Raw genomic sequence first — 16,874 nt, forward strand, 5'->3', positions numbered from 1 at the left:
AACGCCGTCAGTAGGACGACACGCGAACGATCGGGTCCGGTTGAATCACGCTCGGGCCATTCAGAACCACAACGGGCGCTCCGACAGGGACCCGGTTGTAGAGATCGATGATGTCCTGATTGAACAGCCGGATGCAGCCGCTCGACACGTTCTCGCCGATGGACCAGGGCTCCGAGGTGCCGTGGATGCGATACATGGTGTCCCGGCCATCGTCATAGAGATAGAGCGCGCGCGCGCCGAGCGGGTTTTCGAGACCCGGATCCATGCCGCCGGCCCAACGCGCATTGCGTTCTGGCTCGCGCTTGATCATCGCTTGCGTCGGTGTCCAACGGGGCCAGGGCGCCTTGCGCCCAACGGAGGCTCGCCCACTCCATGCAAGTCCTTCCTTGCCGACGCCGATGCCGTAGCGGATCGCGCGGCCATTCTCGCGCACGAGGTAGAGATAGCGGGCCGCCGTGTCGACGACGATGGTGCCCGGCTGCTCTCGGCCGCCATAGGCGACTTCGCGGCGGAGGAATTGCGGATCGACTTCGGAGATGTCCGTTTGCGGGATCGGATGCACCTCGTCCGGCTGCGGGCCATACATTGCGACGTAGGCCGGATTGGGAAGTCGGGCGAGTTCTTGCTGCGACGGCCCGGTGGAGACGCAGCCAGCCATTGCAAGCGGAAAAATAAGAGCGCCGAGGCGCAGCGCGGTTTGCAAGGAGGAGGTGCTCGGGACCGTAGCGACGGCAGACATCGGATTCACGACTCGCGGATTTGTGGCTGGGGAATGTGGGAGCGCGATGCGGCCCACGACGACTGAATACTTTCGTTTGATAAGCTCGGCCATGACCGGAAAGTGGATCGGCTGCGGCGAAAATGTGGCGACGGGCTCTCTGTGGTTTCAAGGCCACAGTTTCCTGGTCCGGACAGGCCGACGGAGTTTGGGGTCTGGCGGGCCAAACGCCATTGCCTCCGCAGATCATTACAGGTTACGAGGCGGAGAGACCGTTTATGCGCGCGAATCTGCTCTACAACACAAGGGTTTGTTCTCGATGAAGCCTTCCGCGATTTCACTCCTCACCGTCTGTGGGATTTCAGAGTTGCCTGAGCAAAGGGCGCGGTCCGTCTCGCATGTCCTGTCGATCCTCGATCCCGAACATCCGGATCCGGAAGCGTTCGAGGCTTATGATCCGCATCACCGGACGATTCTGCGCTTCAACGACATCATCGATCCCCGGCCGAACATGCTCATGCCGGAGCCCGCGCATGTGGAGGCGGTGCTGCGGTTCGGAGACGACCTGGCGCAAAGCAGCGTCACGCGTGTCGAAGGGCATCTGCTCGTTCACTGCCACATGGGCATCTCACGCTCCACAGCGGCCATGGTGACGTTGATGGCGCAGGCCAATCCCGGCGAGAGCGAGGACAGCCTGCTCGAACGCCTCGCGGAAATCCGGCCGCAGGCGTGGCCGAACTCAGTGATGATCCAATTCGCCGACGATCTGCTGTCGCGCGGCGGTCGCCTCACGGCGGCCCTGCGCCGTCACTATGGCAGACAGGTGCGTCGCGATCCCAAGACTGCCCAATGGATGCGTGAGCTCGGTCGCGGCCGCGAAGTCGACATGGCGGCGTGAGAATCCTTCGACGCTCTCCGGTTTCGCGGAGAGCGTCGGTCTTGATGTTCGCGCATCAACCGACCGCGCGAATAAGGGCGTGACGCTTGCGCCCTGCGGTGAGCCTCAACATTCCGTCATTGAGGTCCGCAAGTCCCGCCTCGGCATTCACGTCCGTTACGACGGTTCCGTTGAGTCTTGCGCCATCGCCGGCGATCAAGCGACGAGCGTCGCTCTTCGAAGTTGACAGGCCAGCCTGGACGAAAAGCTGGGCAATCGCGACGCCGTTCGTCAATTCGGCTCTCGCGATCTCGAATGTGGGAAGACCGGCGGCGTTCTCACCTTCCTCGAACGCGCGCTGCGCGGTTTCTTCGGCTTCCCGCGCCGCTTCGTCGCCATGAGCGAGGCGCGTGACCTCGTTGGCGAGAATCTGCTTCGCCACGTTGATCTCCGAGCCTTGGAGCTTGGCAAGGCGATGCACCTCGTCGAGCGGGAGTTCCGTGAAGAGACGCAGGAAACGCGGCACGTCGAGATCATCGGTGTTGCGCCAATGCTGCCAGAATTCGTAAGGGCTCAAACGATCCGCGTTGAGCCAGACCGCCCCATTCGCGGTCTTGCCCATCTTCGTTCCCGCCGACGTGGTCAGCAGCGGCGTAGTCAATCCGAAGAGCTGACGCTGATCGACACGGCGACCGAGCTCGATGCCGTTGACGATGTTGCCCCATTGATCCGACCCGCCCATCTGCAACACGCAATCGTGGCGACGCGACAATTCCAGAAAATCGAACGCCTGCAGAACCATGTAGTTGAATTCGAGCAACGACAGCGGCTGCTCGCGCTCAAGCCGTGAGCGCACGCTGTCGAACGTCAGCATGCGATTGACCGTGAAATGCGTTCCGAACTCGCGCAGGAATGCCACGAAGTGGAGCGGGTCGAGCCAGGCCGCGTTGTTGACGAGGATGGCATCCGTCGCGCCCTCACCGAAATTCAGGTAGTGTGAAAACACCTTCTGCAGACCGGCGAGATTGTGGTCGATCTGCGCATCGTCCAGCAGAGGGCGACTGGCATCCCGGAAGCTTGGATCGCCAAGGCGCGTGGTTCCCCCGCCGACGAGCACGATGGGCTTGTGGCCAGTACGCTGAAGCCAGCGCAAAGCCATGATCTGGACGAGAGAACCGATATGCAGGCTGTCCGCCGTGGCGTCGAAGCCGATATAGGCGCTGATCGGTTCGGCCGAGAGGCGCTGGTCCAATGCGGACAGATCGGTGCATTGGTGGAGAAAGCCGCGTTCCGTCAAAACGTTCAGGAACTCGGATTGGTGGGTGGGCATGGAAAGTCTCCATTAAGGCTTGCGGGGGTGCCGCTGCCCGGAGACTCGATCACCAAATGAAGATGCCGCCGGGAGCGGCGGCATCGAACGTCTGGTCGCAACCGAACGCAGCCGCCCTATGGGGACGGCGTAAAATAGCTGACGAAGGTGTGGCGACCGGTGATCATGGGGGCGAACCTAGAGAAGGCCTCGATAAGCGTCAACCCATCCTTCCCGCATTGGTTCCTCACACGCGGGTCGGAGCCTTGCCGAGCGAACCGAACCTCGTGCCTGCTGCCGAGTGACATTGGGGAGCCTCGTTGCTGGCCAATTCCTCTATAATCGGACATCCCGGGCGGGCGTCACCGTGGCAGGTCTTGGCCAGGTGGTTGAGGGTTTCCGCCATTTGCTGGAGCTCCACGATCTTGCGTTCGAGCACGGTCACATGTTCCAGCGCGATGCGCTTCACGTCCTTGCTCGCCCGCTCGCGATCCCGCCAAAGAGAGACGAGATCGGAGATCTGCTCGACGGAAAACCCCAGGTCCCTGGCGCGGCGGATGAAGCGCAACGTATGGACGTCGCTGTCCGAATACACCCGGTACCCTGCTTCCGTCCGAACGGTCTTCGGGATCAGTCCGATCGACTCGTAGTAGCGGATCATTTTGGCCGATACGCCCGATGCTTCAGCAGCTTGTCCGATATTCATGACCGCAAGTCCTCCGGCAAAAAACAAACCCCTCAGGCGGCGGGAGCCAGCTCGGGTGTGAAGAAAATATCGGCATGCAGGTCGCCAACGCCAAGCCCACGCTCGGCAAGCGCTGTACCTGCTGCCTCGACCATGACGGGTGGCCCCGCCACATAGGCCTTCCACCCGTCGCAATCCGCGAGATCCTGCGCCAGCGCATCCGACACGTTCCCGACCCTTCTTTCCGTAGGCTCAGACGGAGCAGACAGGACGGGAATGAACGTGAGGTTGGGGTGGCCGACCTCCAGGGCAGCGAAACGATCCAAAAGGTAGAGGTCGTTTTCACTGCGAGCGCCGAAATAGACCCGGATCGGCTGTTTGAGCCCTGCGGCGAGCGCCGTCTCCACGATCGATTTGATCGGCGCCAGTCCCGATCCACCCGCCACGCAGACGATAGGCCCCTTATGCCGCTCGCGCAGATAGGAGCTTCCGAAGGGCCCTTCGACCCGTACCCTATCGCCGACCTTCGCGGAGGAGGCGACATGCCCGCTCGTCACGCCCGACGGCACGCGGCGGATATGGAATTCGAGGATCGCTTCCTCGGGACGGTTTGCCATCGAGTAGTCGCGCGTGGGCACTCCCGGAAACGTCAGCCGCGCGTATTGCCCGGCCGAGAACCGGAAAGCCTGCCCGTTCTCGATCGAAAGGCGGACGCGCTTGATGTCGTGCGTTGCGTCCGAGATCTCGACGATGCGGGCCTGGATATCCCGCCTCGGATGGTCGACCGCGTCCGCATCCCCATGTAGCCACAGGACCTCGCCGGATGATTTCGGCATCGCCCTGCAGGCAAGGATAAGACCTTCCTGGCGCTCCTTCTCGGTCAGGGAGAAAGGCGTATGAGGCAGCAGATCGACTTCGCCTTTGACGAGGCGCGACTTGCAGGAGCCGCACCGGCCCGAGCGACAGCCATGCGGGTAGGCGATGCCGGCGTCGAGGGCGGCGGTAAGGATCGTCTCGCCCTCATTGACAGCGATGGTCCGGCCCGTCGAGCGGACGTGAATATGGTGTGTCATATCCCGCGTTCCTTGTGATGACGTGCTGGGTCAGTGAGCGCTCTTTACCGAGGCCAGGGGCATCTCCGGGGCTGCCTCCCTGCGCGCCTCGATCGGGGCCTTGAAGCGCCGCAGGCGCAGCGCATTGCCGACCACGAAGACGCTGGAGAGCGCCATTGCGCCTGCCGCCACCATAGGCGAGAGCAGTGTGCCGTCCACCGGGTAGAGAGCGCCGGCTGCGACCGGGATGAGCACGACGTTGTACGCGAAGGCCCAGAACAGGTTCTGACGGATGTTGCGGATCGTCGCCTTGGAAAGCGCGATCGCGTTGACGACGCCGCGCAAGTCGCCGGACATCAGAACCACGTCCGCGCTTTCGATTGCGATGTCGGTGCCCGTGCCGATGGCAAGCCCGATATCGGCCTCGGCCAACGCGGGCGCATCGTTGATGCCATCACCCACGAAGGCGATCTTGCCGAACTTTTCACGCAGGCGCTTGACGGTCTCGACCTTGCCGTCGGGCAGAACTTCCGCGACGACCTCGTCGATGCCGATTTGCCGCGCGATGGCCTCTGCCGTCTTGCGATTATCGCCGGTGATCATGGCCACCTTGAGCCCCAGCGCGTGCAGCGCCTTGATAGCCTCTGGCGTCGAGGGCTTGATGGGATCGGCGACGGCGATGATCGCGGCCAGCCGGCCGTCAATCGCGGCGTAAAGCGGGCTCTTGCCTTCCTGGCCGAGACGATCCGCCGTCGAAACGAATTCGGTGATCGGGAGGCCGAGCTTCGTCATGAAGCGGTCCGCGCCCACATCCACCTTGCGGCCTCCGACGGTCGCCGACACGCCGAAGCCCGGCACGGCATCGAAGCTATCCGTGGAGGCCAGTGGGATGCCTTGGCGTTTCGCTGCGTCGACGATGGCTTCCGCAATCGGATGCTCGGAGCGGCTTTCCACGGCGGCAACCAGCTTAAGGACCTCCGTCTCGGAGAAGCCGGGGGCGGCCACGAAGTCGGTCAGATCGGGACGGCCCTTGGTCAGCGTTCCCGTCTTGTCGAGGGCGACGACGCCGATTTCTTTCAGGCTCTGCAGGGCCTCGCCTTGGCGGAAGAGAACTCCGAGTTCCGCCGCGCGTCCCGTGCCGACCATGATCGACGTCGGCGTCGCCAATCCCATGGCGCAAGGGCAGGCGATGATGAGCACGGCGACCGCGTTGATGAGGGCAAAAGTCAGGGCCGGATCGGGCCCAAAGACCATCCAGATCAGGAAGGTGAGGGCGGCGGCGGCCATGACAGCCGGGACGAACCATGCGGTCACCTTGTCGACCATGGCCTGGATCGGCAGCTTCGAACCTTGCGCCTGCTCGACCATGCGAATGATCTGGGACAGCACGGTGTCCGCGCCGATGCGCGTAGCTCGGAACGTGAAGCTGCCGGTCTTGTTGATCGTGCCGCCGACGACTTCCGCACCCTTGGCTTTCTGGACCGGTATCGGCTCGCCCGTGATCATGGATTCATCCACGAAGGACGATCCCTCGATCACGTCACCATCGACCGGGACCTTTTCGCCGGGACGGACCTGGACCATGTCGCCTGCCAGAACCTCTTCGAGCGGGACTTCCAGCGACGCGCCGTCACGGACGACGCGGGCGGTCTTGGCCTGGAGGTTCAGGAGATGCTTGATGGCGTCGGAAGTGCGACCCTTGGCCCGCGCCTCGAGATAGCGCCCGAGCAGGATCAACGTCACGATAACGGCGGCGGCCTCGTAGTACACATTGGCTGTGCCGAGCGGCAAAGCATCCGGCAGGAAAGTCGCCACCAGCGAATAGCCATAGGCTGCGCTCGTGCCGAGGACGACGAGGGAATTCATCTCAGGTGCCCAGCGCAGGAGCGCGGGCACACCCTTCTTGAAGAAGCGCAGCCCCGGACCGAACAGGACGACCGTCGTCAACACGAACTGGAGATACCAGCTTTGGCGGTGACCGATGGTCTCCATGACCCAGTCGTGCATGCCGGGGACGAAGTGGGAGCCCATCTCCAGCACGAAGACGGGGAGGGTGAGAACAGCGGCGACGGTGAGTGCGCGCCGGAGGCCGGCAATCTCGGCTTCGCTTGCAGGCCGCGCGTGATCACTATGATCTCCATGCGCCCTATGCGGGTGGAGTTCCCTGGCTTCGTAGCCTGCTTCAGCGACAGCAGCCTTGAGGCGTCCGACCGAATCCGCACCACTCAGCGTCCGGATCGAGGCGCGCTCGGTGGCGAGATTGACGGTGGCGTCGAGCACGCCCGGAACGCGCTTTAAAGCCTTCTCGACCCGTCCCACGCAGGATGCGCAGGTCATGCCGTCGATCTTCAACTCGACCTTGCTTGCTGCCGGCTCATATCCGGCCTTGCGAATGGCATCTGCGACGGCCTGCGGATCGGCGGGGGAGGGGGCGAGCGAAACCGTCGCACGGCCGGTCGCGAGATTGACATTCGCCGAGGCGACGCCGTTGACGGACTTGATTGCCTTCTCGACTCGCCCGACGCAGGACGCGCAGGTCATACCCTCGACAGGGATGTCGAGAGTGACGGGCGGGTTGGAAAGCTTGCTCTCAGCCATGGCGAATCTCCAGATTCAACTCTTATGGCTGATGTAGTGACCCCTCCAACCATGGGAAGGTCAAGGGCGTTTTATCGAGCTTGATCGTTCTGTCGCAGAACGTCTCGGGAGGGGCCAGATTCGTTTCATCGATGAGTGAAGGCGACGCGCTGCGGTACCGCTTACGAAGGCGGACGTCGCCGCGGATGAGACGCGCGGCGAAGGAGCTGCGCGGTCAGAACGACGCATCTCACGGGCCGATCGCTGCCGACGATCGCTGCCGATTAGATCGCGCGGATCGTGAAGGTCGTGATGAAGACGATGATGCCGAGGCCGAAAGTCAATCCGAGCCAATCCAGCACTCGCGCGATGGTGTCGTCCGCAGGGCGTCTTCTTGAGTTAATCATGGCGATGCTCGTCTCGTCTGTTGCTGCGGCATTGAACTCAAATGATAATGTATAGTTAAAAAATACAGTTAGGGAACAGAGAGCATAATCACATATCGAAACGATATAGCATGATATTATTCTCACTGTTTCAATGGCCCGTCAGCGAAGCGTCGCATTCGGAACTGAGGTGAGTTTGGCCTTCGAGCCTTGTGGGAAGCTTGGCTGCTTTAAGGTCATCGATCCGACATCTTCTCGCCTTAGGCGAAAGGTGAAGAAAGACTCGCTTGTGCCGATTCAAGCGGCCACTTACCTGTCAACTCTTCTCAAGCCGGTGCCGATCTTTGAAGCATGTCGACAAACAGGGGCGGATCGTTCGTATCCTGACCTATAACGTTCACCGCTGGCTTGGGACGGATCGAAAAATCGTACCCGCGCGGATCGCGGAGGTCATTGCGTCCTGCAAGCCGGATATTGTCGCTCTCCAGGAGGTGCGCGCCGGACGTGTCCATGCGGGCGAAGCCGATCAGGCAGCGTCTGTTGCGTCTGATTTGGGGATGGAACTGCATTTCCAGCCGACCATCCGCATCCTGGGCGAGCAATACGGCATCGCAATTCTCACGAGACACCCATCTCGCCTCGTGAGGTCGGAACGTCTGCCGAGCCAGTCCCCGGGGCCTGCCTTTGAAAAGCGCAGCGCCCTTTGGGTATCAGTCGAGATCGACGGGCACGCGATGCAGGTGGTCAACGCGCATCTGTCACTCCGCTCCGGCGAGAGGCGGGCGCAGGCAGCCGCTTTGATGGGTTCTGATTGGATGGGACACCCGGATTGCGCCGACCCCGCCGTTCTACTCGGCGATTTCAACGCCCCGCCTTACTCCCGGTCATATCGCCTCTTTGCAGATCGCTTGCGGGATGCGCAATTGGCGAACCCTTCCGGAGAGCCGCAACCCACTTTTCACACGCGTGCGCCCGTGCTGCGGCTCGATCATGTTTTTGTCACGAAATCGGTGGAAGTCGTTGCAGCCGCACCGGTTCGGACCGCATTGACGCGCGTGGCCTCCGATCATTTTCCCTTGCTGGCGGAACTGCGCGTGCGCACCCGGGCCCGCAAGACAGGGGCGAAGTACGCCCCTCGGACGGAAGGTGAGCTTCTCTGAGCCTTGCATGATTGCAAAGTTTTCGGCGATCGCTGCATAGAAGTGAATATTGCCGTTGGGGAAGTGCCATATTAGGTTGTTACAACTTTATAACATTCAAATTTGGCGGGCGCTGAGGGAACTCCATGAAGCTGTACTTCTCGCCCGGAGCCTGTTCGCTTGCTCCACGCATTGTCGCCTGTGAGGCGGGTCTCGAAATCGATTACGACAAGGTCAATCTGAAGACGCAAACCACGGCATCGGGGCGGGATTTCACCCGCATCAACCCCAAGGGCTATGTCCCGGCACTGGCCTTGGACAATGGTGAGATGCTGACGGAAGGCGTGGCGATCGTGCAATTCCTGGCGGATCAGGCTCCCGAAAAGGAATTGATGCCGCCGCACGGCTCGATGGATCGCTACCGTGTGCAGGAATGGCTCGGATTCATCAGCACTGAGGTGCACAAGAATTTTTGGCCGCTGTGGAAGCCGACTGCCCCCGATACGGCACGACAGATGGCGGTCGAGAGTCTCCACCGACGGTTCGCCTATATCGATCGTCGCCTCGAAGGTCGCTCCTACCTCATGGGCGACCGCTTTACGGTGGCGGACGCCTATTGTTTTCCGGTCCTGAACTGGTCGCATTTCCACAAGATCGATCTCGCGGCCTATCCCCATATTGTGGCCTTCATGAACCGCGTCGGGGCACGTTCAGGAGTCCGGGAGGCGTTTCAGGCCGAGGGGCTTTTGAAGGCGGCTTGAGCTGTCGGGTTGAAGGCGGATTGTCTGCTCCATCGCCCCTTGCGGCGCTGAAGCCCTTGCCATGGGCCGCTTGGGCGGGTAGGCAGCCTGTGATACGGCACCATTGTTATGCTCCCAATTTCTGTCTTCATCATCGCCAAGAACGAAGCCGACCGGATCGGCGAGACGATCCGCGCGGTCCGCGACCTCACGGACGACCTGATCGTGGTCGATTCCGGCTCGACTGATGGCACGCAGGCCGTGGCGGAAGAGCTTGGTGCCCGGGTCATCTTCAACGCCTGGCCGGGCTATGGTCCGCAAAAGCGCTTTGCGGAAGAGCAGTGCCGTCACACCTGGATGCTCAATCTCGATGCCGACGAGGTCGTGCCGGCCAAGCTTGCAGCGGAGATCCGCGCGCTCTTTGCCCAAGGCGAGCCGCCCTGTCAGGCCTACAAGATCCGCATTGCCGAAATTTTCCCCGGCGAAAGCGCGCCGCATCCTTTCGCTTATGCGCTCGCTCCTGTTCGGCTCTACCGGAAGGACTGGGGCCGTTATTCCCCCTCCCTCGTTCATGATCGCGTCGATCTGAATCAGGGAACGAAAGTCGGCAAGCTGAAGGGGACCGTGCATCACTGGTCCGTGCGGTCACTGGGCGACCAGCTGGCGAAGCTCAACCGCTATTCCGACCAGCAGGCCGTGGATCTGGAGATCCGGGGCGTGTCGATCCCCACCTGGCGCGTGTTTTTTGAGCTGCCGGCGAATTTCATCAAGGCCTATATCGGCCGTCGCCATGCCCTGCGCGGCACCTATGGCTTCCTGACCGCGATGAACTACGCCGTTTCGCGCCACCTTCGCCTGGCGAAGCACTATGAGAAGCGACGCCTCAACGCCTTGAAGGACACGGCCTCCAAGCCCGAGTAAAGCGATCCCTGTCACGGGCTTGAAGGTCGCTCGCTCGCCTCGCTCCTAACGCTGTCCGACCATCGTCGCGATAATCGTTCCCGTGATCATAACCAGGGCGGCAGCCGGGGCGGCCCAATTCAAAACGCGCGCCAGGCGGTCATTCGCAGGGTTGTTCTGGGGCACTTCGAGGCGAATGACGTGCTCATCGACAGGCTGTTCGACGAGGCGTGTTTCAAGGCGCATGACGCTCTCCTGTTGCGGGTGTCCGGACCCATGCCAGAGCTCCGCTGCAGGGTCATTGATCCGGATCAAGAGCGCTTGAGGGCGGCGTCTCAGCCGACACGATCCATCCGCGCCGATTCAGAAATCATGCAGCGGTTTCGGCCCATCTGCTTTGCTCGATAAAGCGCATGATCCGCAGCTTTTATCAGGTACGAAAAGTCCGGATGGCCGTCGAAGGTCGCGATGCCGACCGAAACGGTGACGGGCAGGCGCGTATTGTCCGGCGAGATGAAATCCCGGGCCTCGATAGCCCCCCGGATTCGTTCCGCAATCTGAAACGCGGCATCGCTGTCCATTTCAACGAGGGCGACGAGAAACTCCTCTCCGCCATAGCGAAAGACGAAGTCGCTCAGCCGACAGGTTTCGAGAACCACATCCGCGATTTGACGCAACACCGCGTCCCCGGCTGGGTGCCCCCACTGATCGTTGATCTGTTTGAAGTGATCCACGTCGATCATGAGAACAGAGAATTGCGTGTCGTTCTTCGTCGCGATGGCGATTTCACGGCTGAGGATCGAAGGCAGGAAACGGCGGTTGAGCGTTTGCGTCAGCGGATCCCTGCCATTCTCGATGGCGGCCACGGATTGAAACATGTCCGCGAGCAGGAATTTCATTTCAGCGATCGCTGCCTGTAGCTTTTCGAGAAGTCCGGGAAGCTCCGACCGGCTTCCGCTGCGCGCCGCGGCGATCTGCGGCAACAAATCGGAATCGATGCTGCGCATGGACCGCTCAATATGTTCGAGGGTGGCGGAGCCTTGGAACATCACACCGGCACGATGGTGAAGCCAGAGGCCGAATTCGGACGCTGAAATCGAGGCAAGTTTGGCCTCCTGCTCTGTCCCGTAGAGGCTGAACAGAACGCTTTGGCTCCACTCCATCAAGGCGGCCCGTTGGCTCTCCCGCTCGAGGGTAATATCCTGGCCGAGCGAGAACAGGCGATAGGCTTCATCGGTCTGAACACGGCTCGCCGTGCTGCGCACGAACGCCTGACTCATGATCTCGATTGCGAGATCGATCAGACCGCCCGCATAGACGAGCGCGGCCCACAAATCGTCGCGCTGGAGCGGGGTTGTCTCCAGGCGCTGGAAGAGAGCGACCTTGAGAAGGTTGGCACCCTGCATGACGAGGTGGATCGGAATTCGGATGCGCGCATGGACGTCGCCGATGGTCTTCTGCCGATCGCTGAAAAGCGTCACATCATCCGCGATCTGCGCGACGAACAGATCCGTCAGCCAGCGCCGCAGCGAATGATGAAGCCGTTCATTGACGATCGAATGCGACAAGAAGCGCGCAGCCTCCTCGTCTTGCAGCAACGTCGAATAGAAAATTGCGACCAGCTCGTCCGCCGCGTCCTCAACGACGAGCGCCACGGTGCGGCGGGTCCCAAGGCTGGCGGAGCCGAGAATGTCGTCGACCCTCGTTGCAATTGGCGGATGCGTCTTTTCCAACGGGGATGTCTTTCGTCACAAGGCCGCGATGACCTGAATTTCAAGTGCGTATTGAGGGTCGGCAAGCCTGGATTGCACGCAGACCCGCGCCGGCGAATGCCCGGGCATGACCCAGGCATCCCAAACGGCGTTCATCTCTTCGTAGGAGTCGATATCCGCCAGCCAAATCGTCGCGTGCAGGAGCCTGGACTTGTCGCTACCGATCTCCGCCAGGGATTGCTCGATCTGCGCGAGGATGTCCTTCGTCTGATCCGAAATCGAATGCCCGAGCGTCGTTTCCGGGACGTAACCAGAAAAATAGGCCGTATCGCCCAGGATCACGAGGTCACTGTAGCGGGCGGCAACGCCGATCCGATTGATTTCTGTCACGCTGCTGACTCCGTTCGACGGTCTCGGGGTGGCCTCCGTATCACAGGTTCCGTCGTGCCGTAACGGTAGGCGCGCTCCCGGGTCGTCCTACTGAGCGTCTTCCACCGATACGACCAGAAGCCGATGTATTTCGCCCGATCTCGTCGGCCAGGTAATCGATTGCCCTTCGGAGAGGCCGATGAGCGCGGCTCCGATCGGCGTCATGACGGAAATCCGCTTTTCGGCGATGTTTGCCTCTTCCGGGAAAACGAGCGTGACGCGCTCGGTTCGGCCGGTCTGCTCATCGCGAAAGGTGAGGGTGGTGCCCATGGTCACGAGCTTGGCCGGAATTCGCGCCGAAGGGACGATTTTCGCGCGGTCGAGTTCAGCCGCCAGATAATCGGCGACCTCCGGCATCCGGTCCGCGGCGGCGTCGGCCAGCCGTGAGAGACGAGCATAATCGGCTTCGGTCAGGACGATCTTCGGCTTCCGGGCGGTAGCAGATTTCGAAATGGATTCGGTCATAGGGTGCTCAAGGAAAAACATGCGCCCGCCCGCGAGCGTCGAGGGCAGGGACAATGGATATGGGAATGTTTGTGAAGCATGACCCGAGCAGGGGTGCGCAAAACCGCACCGCTCACCCGGGCTAGGAATGTGCGATGAGTTGTCCTGCGGAGCGCAGGCCTCGGCTATAGGGCGCGAAATGACTCATGCCGCCATGCTAGCTCCGGTCTCCATATTGTCAATTCCGTAGAGCGGACCCGCGTCTCTTGTGCGCTCCTCGGGCCAGACGGGACTGGCGCTCCAACGCGTATCCGTCTCTTGCGATGGAATCGGTCCCAGGCCCATCCGGCGTGGCGTAAGGATCGGGCGTCCTGCACTTCCAATGCCCGGGATTCGTTCCCACCACCCGGTCTCGTCTGACACTTGGTGACCAATATGAGCGGGGCAATTGCATTACGCCTTCGCGATTTGCGCCCGCGCAGCAGGCTTTGTTCACGCCATCGGCGGAAACGGGATTGACGCCCAAATTCCGAAACCGTAAGAACTCGACCACCGGAGACGTGGCCGAGAGGCTGAAGGCACTCGTTTGCTAAATGAGCATACCCCAAAAGGGTATCGAGGGTTCGAATCCCTCCGTCTCCGCCACCTTGCCCCACAAGTATCTAGTAAATATGGTTTTTGAAGCCGTCGTGGCTTCTGGCGCTGCCTTTGTTCCGAAGGAATGCCACGAAACCAGGAGGACGATGGTGGGCCGCCGATCCGACCTTGTTCGATTTCAAGACTCCGAGTTCGCTGAATAAGAGTAACGCCAGGACCGGGTTTTCGCTCAACCTCGACACTGCCGATCTCGTTGAGGCGAAGGGGCGGGCGTGATCCCTCGAAGTCGAGGCGGCCCGGATCTTCGAACGGGCGGGCCCGAATCCGTTCTGGTCCGCCTCTTCGTTCCGCCGACGATGGGACCGCCGAGCGGCTCGTGACGCGCGAGCTCGTGGCCGGTGGGGCCAAGCGTCGGGAGGCCGAGATCGCACAGCTGGAAGCGGAGCGTCGCGACGCCAATAGCTGACTGTGGGGACTGCGCAGTCATCCACTTCGATCACGCCCCATCCAGGTGGTGATCCTGAACCCAGAATGCCACCTCGCATGGTCCTGGAATCGGGAGCCGGCAGCTTTCGCGATCAGGCCGTCAGCGACGCCATGTCGATCACGAAGCGATAGCGGACATCGGCGCGTTCCATGCGTTCGAAGGCCTCGTTGATCTGGTCCATCCGGATCGTCTCGCATTCGGGCAGGATGTTCTGGCGCGCACAGAAATCGAGCAGTTCCTGGGTCTGAGCGATGCCGCCGATGGGAGAGCCGGCGACGCGCCGCCGTCCGAGCATGAGCGGCACAGTGGACGGCTCGCTCAAGTTGCCGAGCTGGCCCACGATCACCAATGTGCCGTCCACGTCCAGTAGCGGCATGTAAGGATTGATGTCGTGCTTGGTGGGGACGGTGTCGATGATGAGGTCGAAGCTGTTGGCCGCCTGCGCCATGGCGTCCGGGTCGGTGGAGACGAGAAGCCGGTCTGCGCCGAGTGCCAGCGCATCGGCCTCCTTGTCGGGTGTCCGGCTCATGACGGTCACATGAGCGCCGAGGCCGGAGGCGAGTTTCACGGCCATGTGGCCGAGCCCGCCCAAACCGATCACGCCGACGCGGCTGCCCGGACCGACGCCCCAGGTGCGTAGCGGCGAATAGGTCGTGATGCCCGCGCACAGAAGCGGGGCCGCGCGCGCGAGGTCGAGTCCCTCCGGAACGCGCAGGACGAATTCCTGCCGGACGACGACATGCTTCGAGTAACCGCCCTGGGTCATCTCCTGCGTGATGCGGTCGGGGGAGCCATAGGTCAGCGTGTTGCCTTCACGGCAGAGCTGCTCCTCGCCCTTACGGCACTGGTCGCAATGCTGGCAGCTATCCACCATGCAACCGACCGCCACATGATCGTCTGCCTTGAAGCGCGTGACCTCGCTGCCGACTTCTATCACGCGGCCGATGATCTCGTGGCCGGGGACGACCGGATAGGCAGACCAGCCCCAATCGTTGCGCGCCCAGTGAAGGTCCGAGTGGCAAACGCCGCAATAGAGGATCTCCATCGCGACATCGTTCGGGCGCAGGGCTCGCCGCTCGAACGAGAATGGCGTGAGGCGGGCACCGACTGATTGGGCTGCGTAGCCGAAGGTTTTGTAGCGAAAGGTTGCCATGGTGTTGGTTGCACTCATCGGGTTGGTTCGTTGAAAGACAAATAGGCCGTCCGCACCGGGCGGTTGATCTTGGACGCAACGCCTGCCGGTCAGCGGCCGACCCTTGCCTGAAGATGCGGGGGATACCGATCTCCTTGCACGTTGATGTTGGATAGGGCGGCATTGATGTCGCGCAAATCGTCGGGCGTCAGCTCGACGGCGGCTGCTTCGATATTCTCCTCGAGACGATGCAGCTTCGTCGTGCCGGGAATCGGCACGATCCAAGGCTTCTGCGCCAGCAGCCAGGCGAGCGCGATCTGGGCAGAGGTCGCCTGTTTCCGGGCTGCGATCTGCCCAAGCAGATCGACCAGAGCCTGGTTCGCCTTTCGAGCCTCCGGCGTGAAGCGGGGAACGATGTTGCGGAAATCGGTGCTGTCGAACGTCGTGTTCTCGCTGATCGCGCCCGTGAGGAAGCCCTTGCCCAGAGGGCTGAAAGGGACGAAGCCGATCCCGAGTTCCTCCAGCGTTGGCAGGATCTCCCGCTCGGGCTCTCGCCACCACAGCGAATATTCGCTCTGGAGAGCGGTGACCGGCAGAACCGCGTGAGCGCGGCGGATCGTCTGCGGGCTGGCTTCCGAGAGCCCAAAGTGCTTCACCTTTCCTTCCCGGATCAGATCCTTCACCGCACCCGCTACATCTTCAATCGGCACGCTTGGGTCGACACGGTGCTGGTAGAAAAGATCGATGGCATCGACCTTGAGGCGCCTGAGCGAGGCCTCGGCGACTTCCCGGATATGTTCGGGACGGCTGTTCATGCCGCTCTGTCCGCCGTTGGAGTCGAATTCGAAGCCGAACTTGGTCGCAATCACCACCTGCTTGCGAATGGGCGCAAGGGCTTCGCCTAAGAGTTCTTCGTTCTTGTAAGGGCCGTAGGCCTCGGCAGTGTCAAAGAAAGTGACGCCGCGCTCGAAGGCCGAACGGATCAGTGTGATCGCCTCCTGCTTTTCGGTAGCGGGGCCGTAGCCATAGCTCAATCCCATGCAGCCGAGGCCGAGGGCAGAGACTTCCAGGTTGCTGTTTCCAAGGATGCGCTTTTGCATGTTTCTTCTCTTTGTACGTACGATCAGGAGAGCTGGTATTGCGCGTCGGTGACATGCTCCATCCAGTCGACGGCCTTGCCGTCGAGGGCCTCCTGAATCGCGATGTGAGTCATCGCCGTGGTCGGCGCTGCGCCGTGCCAATGCTTCTCGCCCGGTGCGAACCAGACCACGTCACCCGGTCGAATTTCCTCGACGGGGCCGCCCTCGCGCTGAACCCGGCCGCAGCCTGCCGTAACGATCAGGATTTGACCGAGAGGATGGGTATGCCATGCGGTGCGAGCGCCCGGTTCGAACGTGACCGCGTTGCCGGCGGCGCGCGCCGGAGCGTTCGCCTGGAACAGCGGGTCGATGCGCACGGTGCCGGTAAACCACTCGGTCGGTCCCTTGCCGGATGGCTGCGATCCGCTTCGCTTGATCTCCATCGTCCTTCTCCTTCGAAAATTGCGACCTCGAACCGTCCCGCGACAGCCGATCAGGTGGACAGGTAATGATTTAGCCGGTGCGCCCGCAGGCGATTAGATGCCAAAATGCGCATGGACTTATATCTGAGGTTCATGAATGCAGCGGGGCCTGAAAGTTCCGCGCCGTCG

Annotated in this window: 17 protein-coding genes and 1 tRNA gene; 5 read left to right on the forward strand and 13 right to left on the reverse strand. The window is 61.8% G+C overall.

The genetic code is table 11. The annotated features are described in order from the left end of the window. Positions 1-7: 7 nt before the first annotated feature. Positions 8-739, reverse strand: a complete 732-nt coding sequence (locus tag I2H38_RS02020; RefSeq protein ID WP_196270123.1) for a L,D-transpeptidase — start codon at positions 737-739, stop codon at positions 8-10. A 298-nt stretch (positions 740-1,037) separates the two neighbouring features. Between I2H38_RS02020 and I2H38_RS02025 the strand changes: the two genes are divergently transcribed. Next, positions 1,038-1,616 (forward strand): tyrosine phosphatase family protein, encoded by a 579-nt coding sequence (locus I2H38_RS02025; protein WP_196270124.1) that lies wholly within the window; start codon positions 1,038-1,040, stop codon positions 1,614-1,616. A 55-nt stretch (positions 1,617-1,671) separates the two neighbouring features. Here the strand turns inward: I2H38_RS02025 and tyrS are convergent, their stop codons facing one another. The 5 genes from tyrS to I2H38_RS21215 form a co-directional block, all read right to left on the reverse strand. Next, positions 1,672-2,925: a tyrosine--tRNA ligase gene (tyrS, locus tag I2H38_RS02030; RefSeq protein WP_196270125.1), complete on the reverse strand. Its 1,254-nt coding sequence runs from the start codon at positions 2,923-2,925 to the stop codon at positions 1,672-1,674. 226 nt (positions 2,926-3,151) lie between these two features. Continuing rightward, the gene (gene cueR / locus I2H38_RS02035) at positions 3,152-3,610 is read right to left on the reverse strand and encodes a Cu(I)-responsive transcriptional regulator (protein ID WP_196270126.1); all 459 of its coding nucleotides are present in this window, start codon (positions 3,608-3,610) and stop codon (positions 3,152-3,154) included. Between the two features lie 32 nt (positions 3,611-3,642). Next, positions 3,643-4,662, reverse strand: coding sequence for a 2Fe-2S iron-sulfur cluster-binding protein (locus I2H38_RS02040; protein ID WP_196270127.1), 1,020 nt, complete (start codon positions 4,660-4,662; stop codon positions 3,643-3,645). A gap of 30 nt (positions 4,663-4,692) precedes the next feature. Beyond that, positions 4,693-7,239, reverse strand: coding sequence for a heavy metal translocating P-type ATPase (locus tag I2H38_RS02045; protein WP_196270128.1), 2,547 nt, complete (start codon positions 7,237-7,239; stop codon positions 4,693-4,695). Between the two features lie 263 nt (positions 7,240-7,502). Next, a complete protein-coding gene (locus I2H38_RS21215) occupies positions 7,503-7,625 on the reverse strand; it encodes a hypothetical protein (RefSeq protein ID WP_267875934.1) in 123 nt (40 codons plus the stop codon). A gap of 323 nt (positions 7,626-7,948) precedes the next feature. On the opposite strand from I2H38_RS21215, the gene I2H38_RS02050 reads away from it, so the two are divergent. The 3 genes from I2H38_RS02050 (at position 7,949) to I2H38_RS02060 (ending at position 10,404) form a co-directional block, all read left to right on the forward strand. Beyond that, positions 7,949-8,764, forward strand: a complete 816-nt coding sequence (locus I2H38_RS02050) for an endonuclease/exonuclease/phosphatase family protein (protein ID WP_196270129.1) — start codon at positions 7,949-7,951, stop codon at positions 8,762-8,764. A gap of 125 nt (positions 8,765-8,889) precedes the next feature. Beyond that, entirely contained in the window at positions 8,890-9,504 is a 615-nt protein-coding gene (gene gstA / locus I2H38_RS02055) for a glutathione transferase GstA (protein WP_196270130.1), read from the forward strand. A gap of 102 nt (positions 9,505-9,606) precedes the next feature. Next, positions 9,607-10,404, forward strand: coding sequence for a glycosyltransferase family 2 protein (locus I2H38_RS02060; protein ID WP_196270585.1), 798 nt, complete (start codon positions 9,607-9,609; stop codon positions 10,402-10,404). A gap of 45 nt (positions 10,405-10,449) precedes the next feature. Here I2H38_RS02060 and I2H38_RS02065 read toward each other — a convergent pair whose 3' ends face one another. The 4 genes from I2H38_RS02065 to rnk all read right to left on the reverse strand — a co-directional run bounded on the left by I2H38_RS02065 (position 10,450) and on the right by rnk (position 12,989). Next, positions 10,450-10,629 (reverse strand): hypothetical protein, encoded by a 180-nt coding sequence (locus I2H38_RS02065; protein WP_196270131.1) that lies wholly within the window; start codon positions 10,627-10,629, stop codon positions 10,450-10,452. An 89-nt stretch (positions 10,630-10,718) separates the two neighbouring features. After that, complete coding sequence (locus I2H38_RS02070; RefSeq protein ID WP_196270132.1) at positions 10,719-12,116, reverse strand: diguanylate cyclase; 1,398 nt, start codon at positions 12,114-12,116, stop codon at positions 10,719-10,721. 15 nt (positions 12,117-12,131) lie between these two features. Then, positions 12,132-12,485 (reverse strand): RidA family protein, encoded by a 354-nt coding sequence (locus tag I2H38_RS02075; protein ID WP_196270133.1) that lies wholly within the window; start codon positions 12,483-12,485, stop codon positions 12,132-12,134. Between the two features lie 87 nt (positions 12,486-12,572). Beyond that, positions 12,573-12,989: a nucleoside diphosphate kinase regulator gene (gene rnk, locus I2H38_RS02080; RefSeq protein ID WP_196270134.1), complete on the reverse strand. Its 417-nt coding sequence runs from the start codon at positions 12,987-12,989 to the stop codon at positions 12,573-12,575. 533 nt (positions 12,990-13,522) lie between these two features. On the opposite strand from rnk, the gene I2H38_RS02085 reads away from it, so the two are divergent. Further along, positions 13,523-13,613: transfer RNA gene (locus I2H38_RS02085), tRNA-Ser, on the forward strand. A gap of 530 nt (positions 13,614-14,143) precedes the next feature. On the opposite strand, the gene I2H38_RS02090 is transcribed toward I2H38_RS02085, so the two are convergent. The 3 genes from I2H38_RS02090 to I2H38_RS02100 form a co-directional block, all read right to left on the reverse strand. Next, complete coding sequence (locus I2H38_RS02090; protein ID WP_324617329.1) at positions 14,144-15,223, reverse strand: NAD(P)-dependent alcohol dehydrogenase; 1,080 nt, start codon at positions 15,221-15,223, stop codon at positions 14,144-14,146. Positions 15,224-15,294: 71 nt separating this feature from the next. Next, positions 15,295-16,284, reverse strand: coding sequence for an aldo/keto reductase (locus I2H38_RS02095; RefSeq protein WP_196270135.1), 990 nt, complete (start codon positions 16,282-16,284; stop codon positions 15,295-15,297). Between the two features lie 23 nt (positions 16,285-16,307). Next, positions 16,308-16,706, reverse strand: coding sequence for a (R)-mandelonitrile lyase (locus tag I2H38_RS02100; protein ID WP_196270136.1), 399 nt, complete (start codon positions 16,704-16,706; stop codon positions 16,308-16,310). Positions 16,707-16,874: the final 168 nt, after the last annotated feature.

The sequence above is a fragment of the Microvirga alba genome, assembly GCF_015694465.1.
GTDB lineage: Bacteria > Pseudomonadota > Alphaproteobacteria > Rhizobiales > Beijerinckiaceae > Microvirga > Microvirga alba.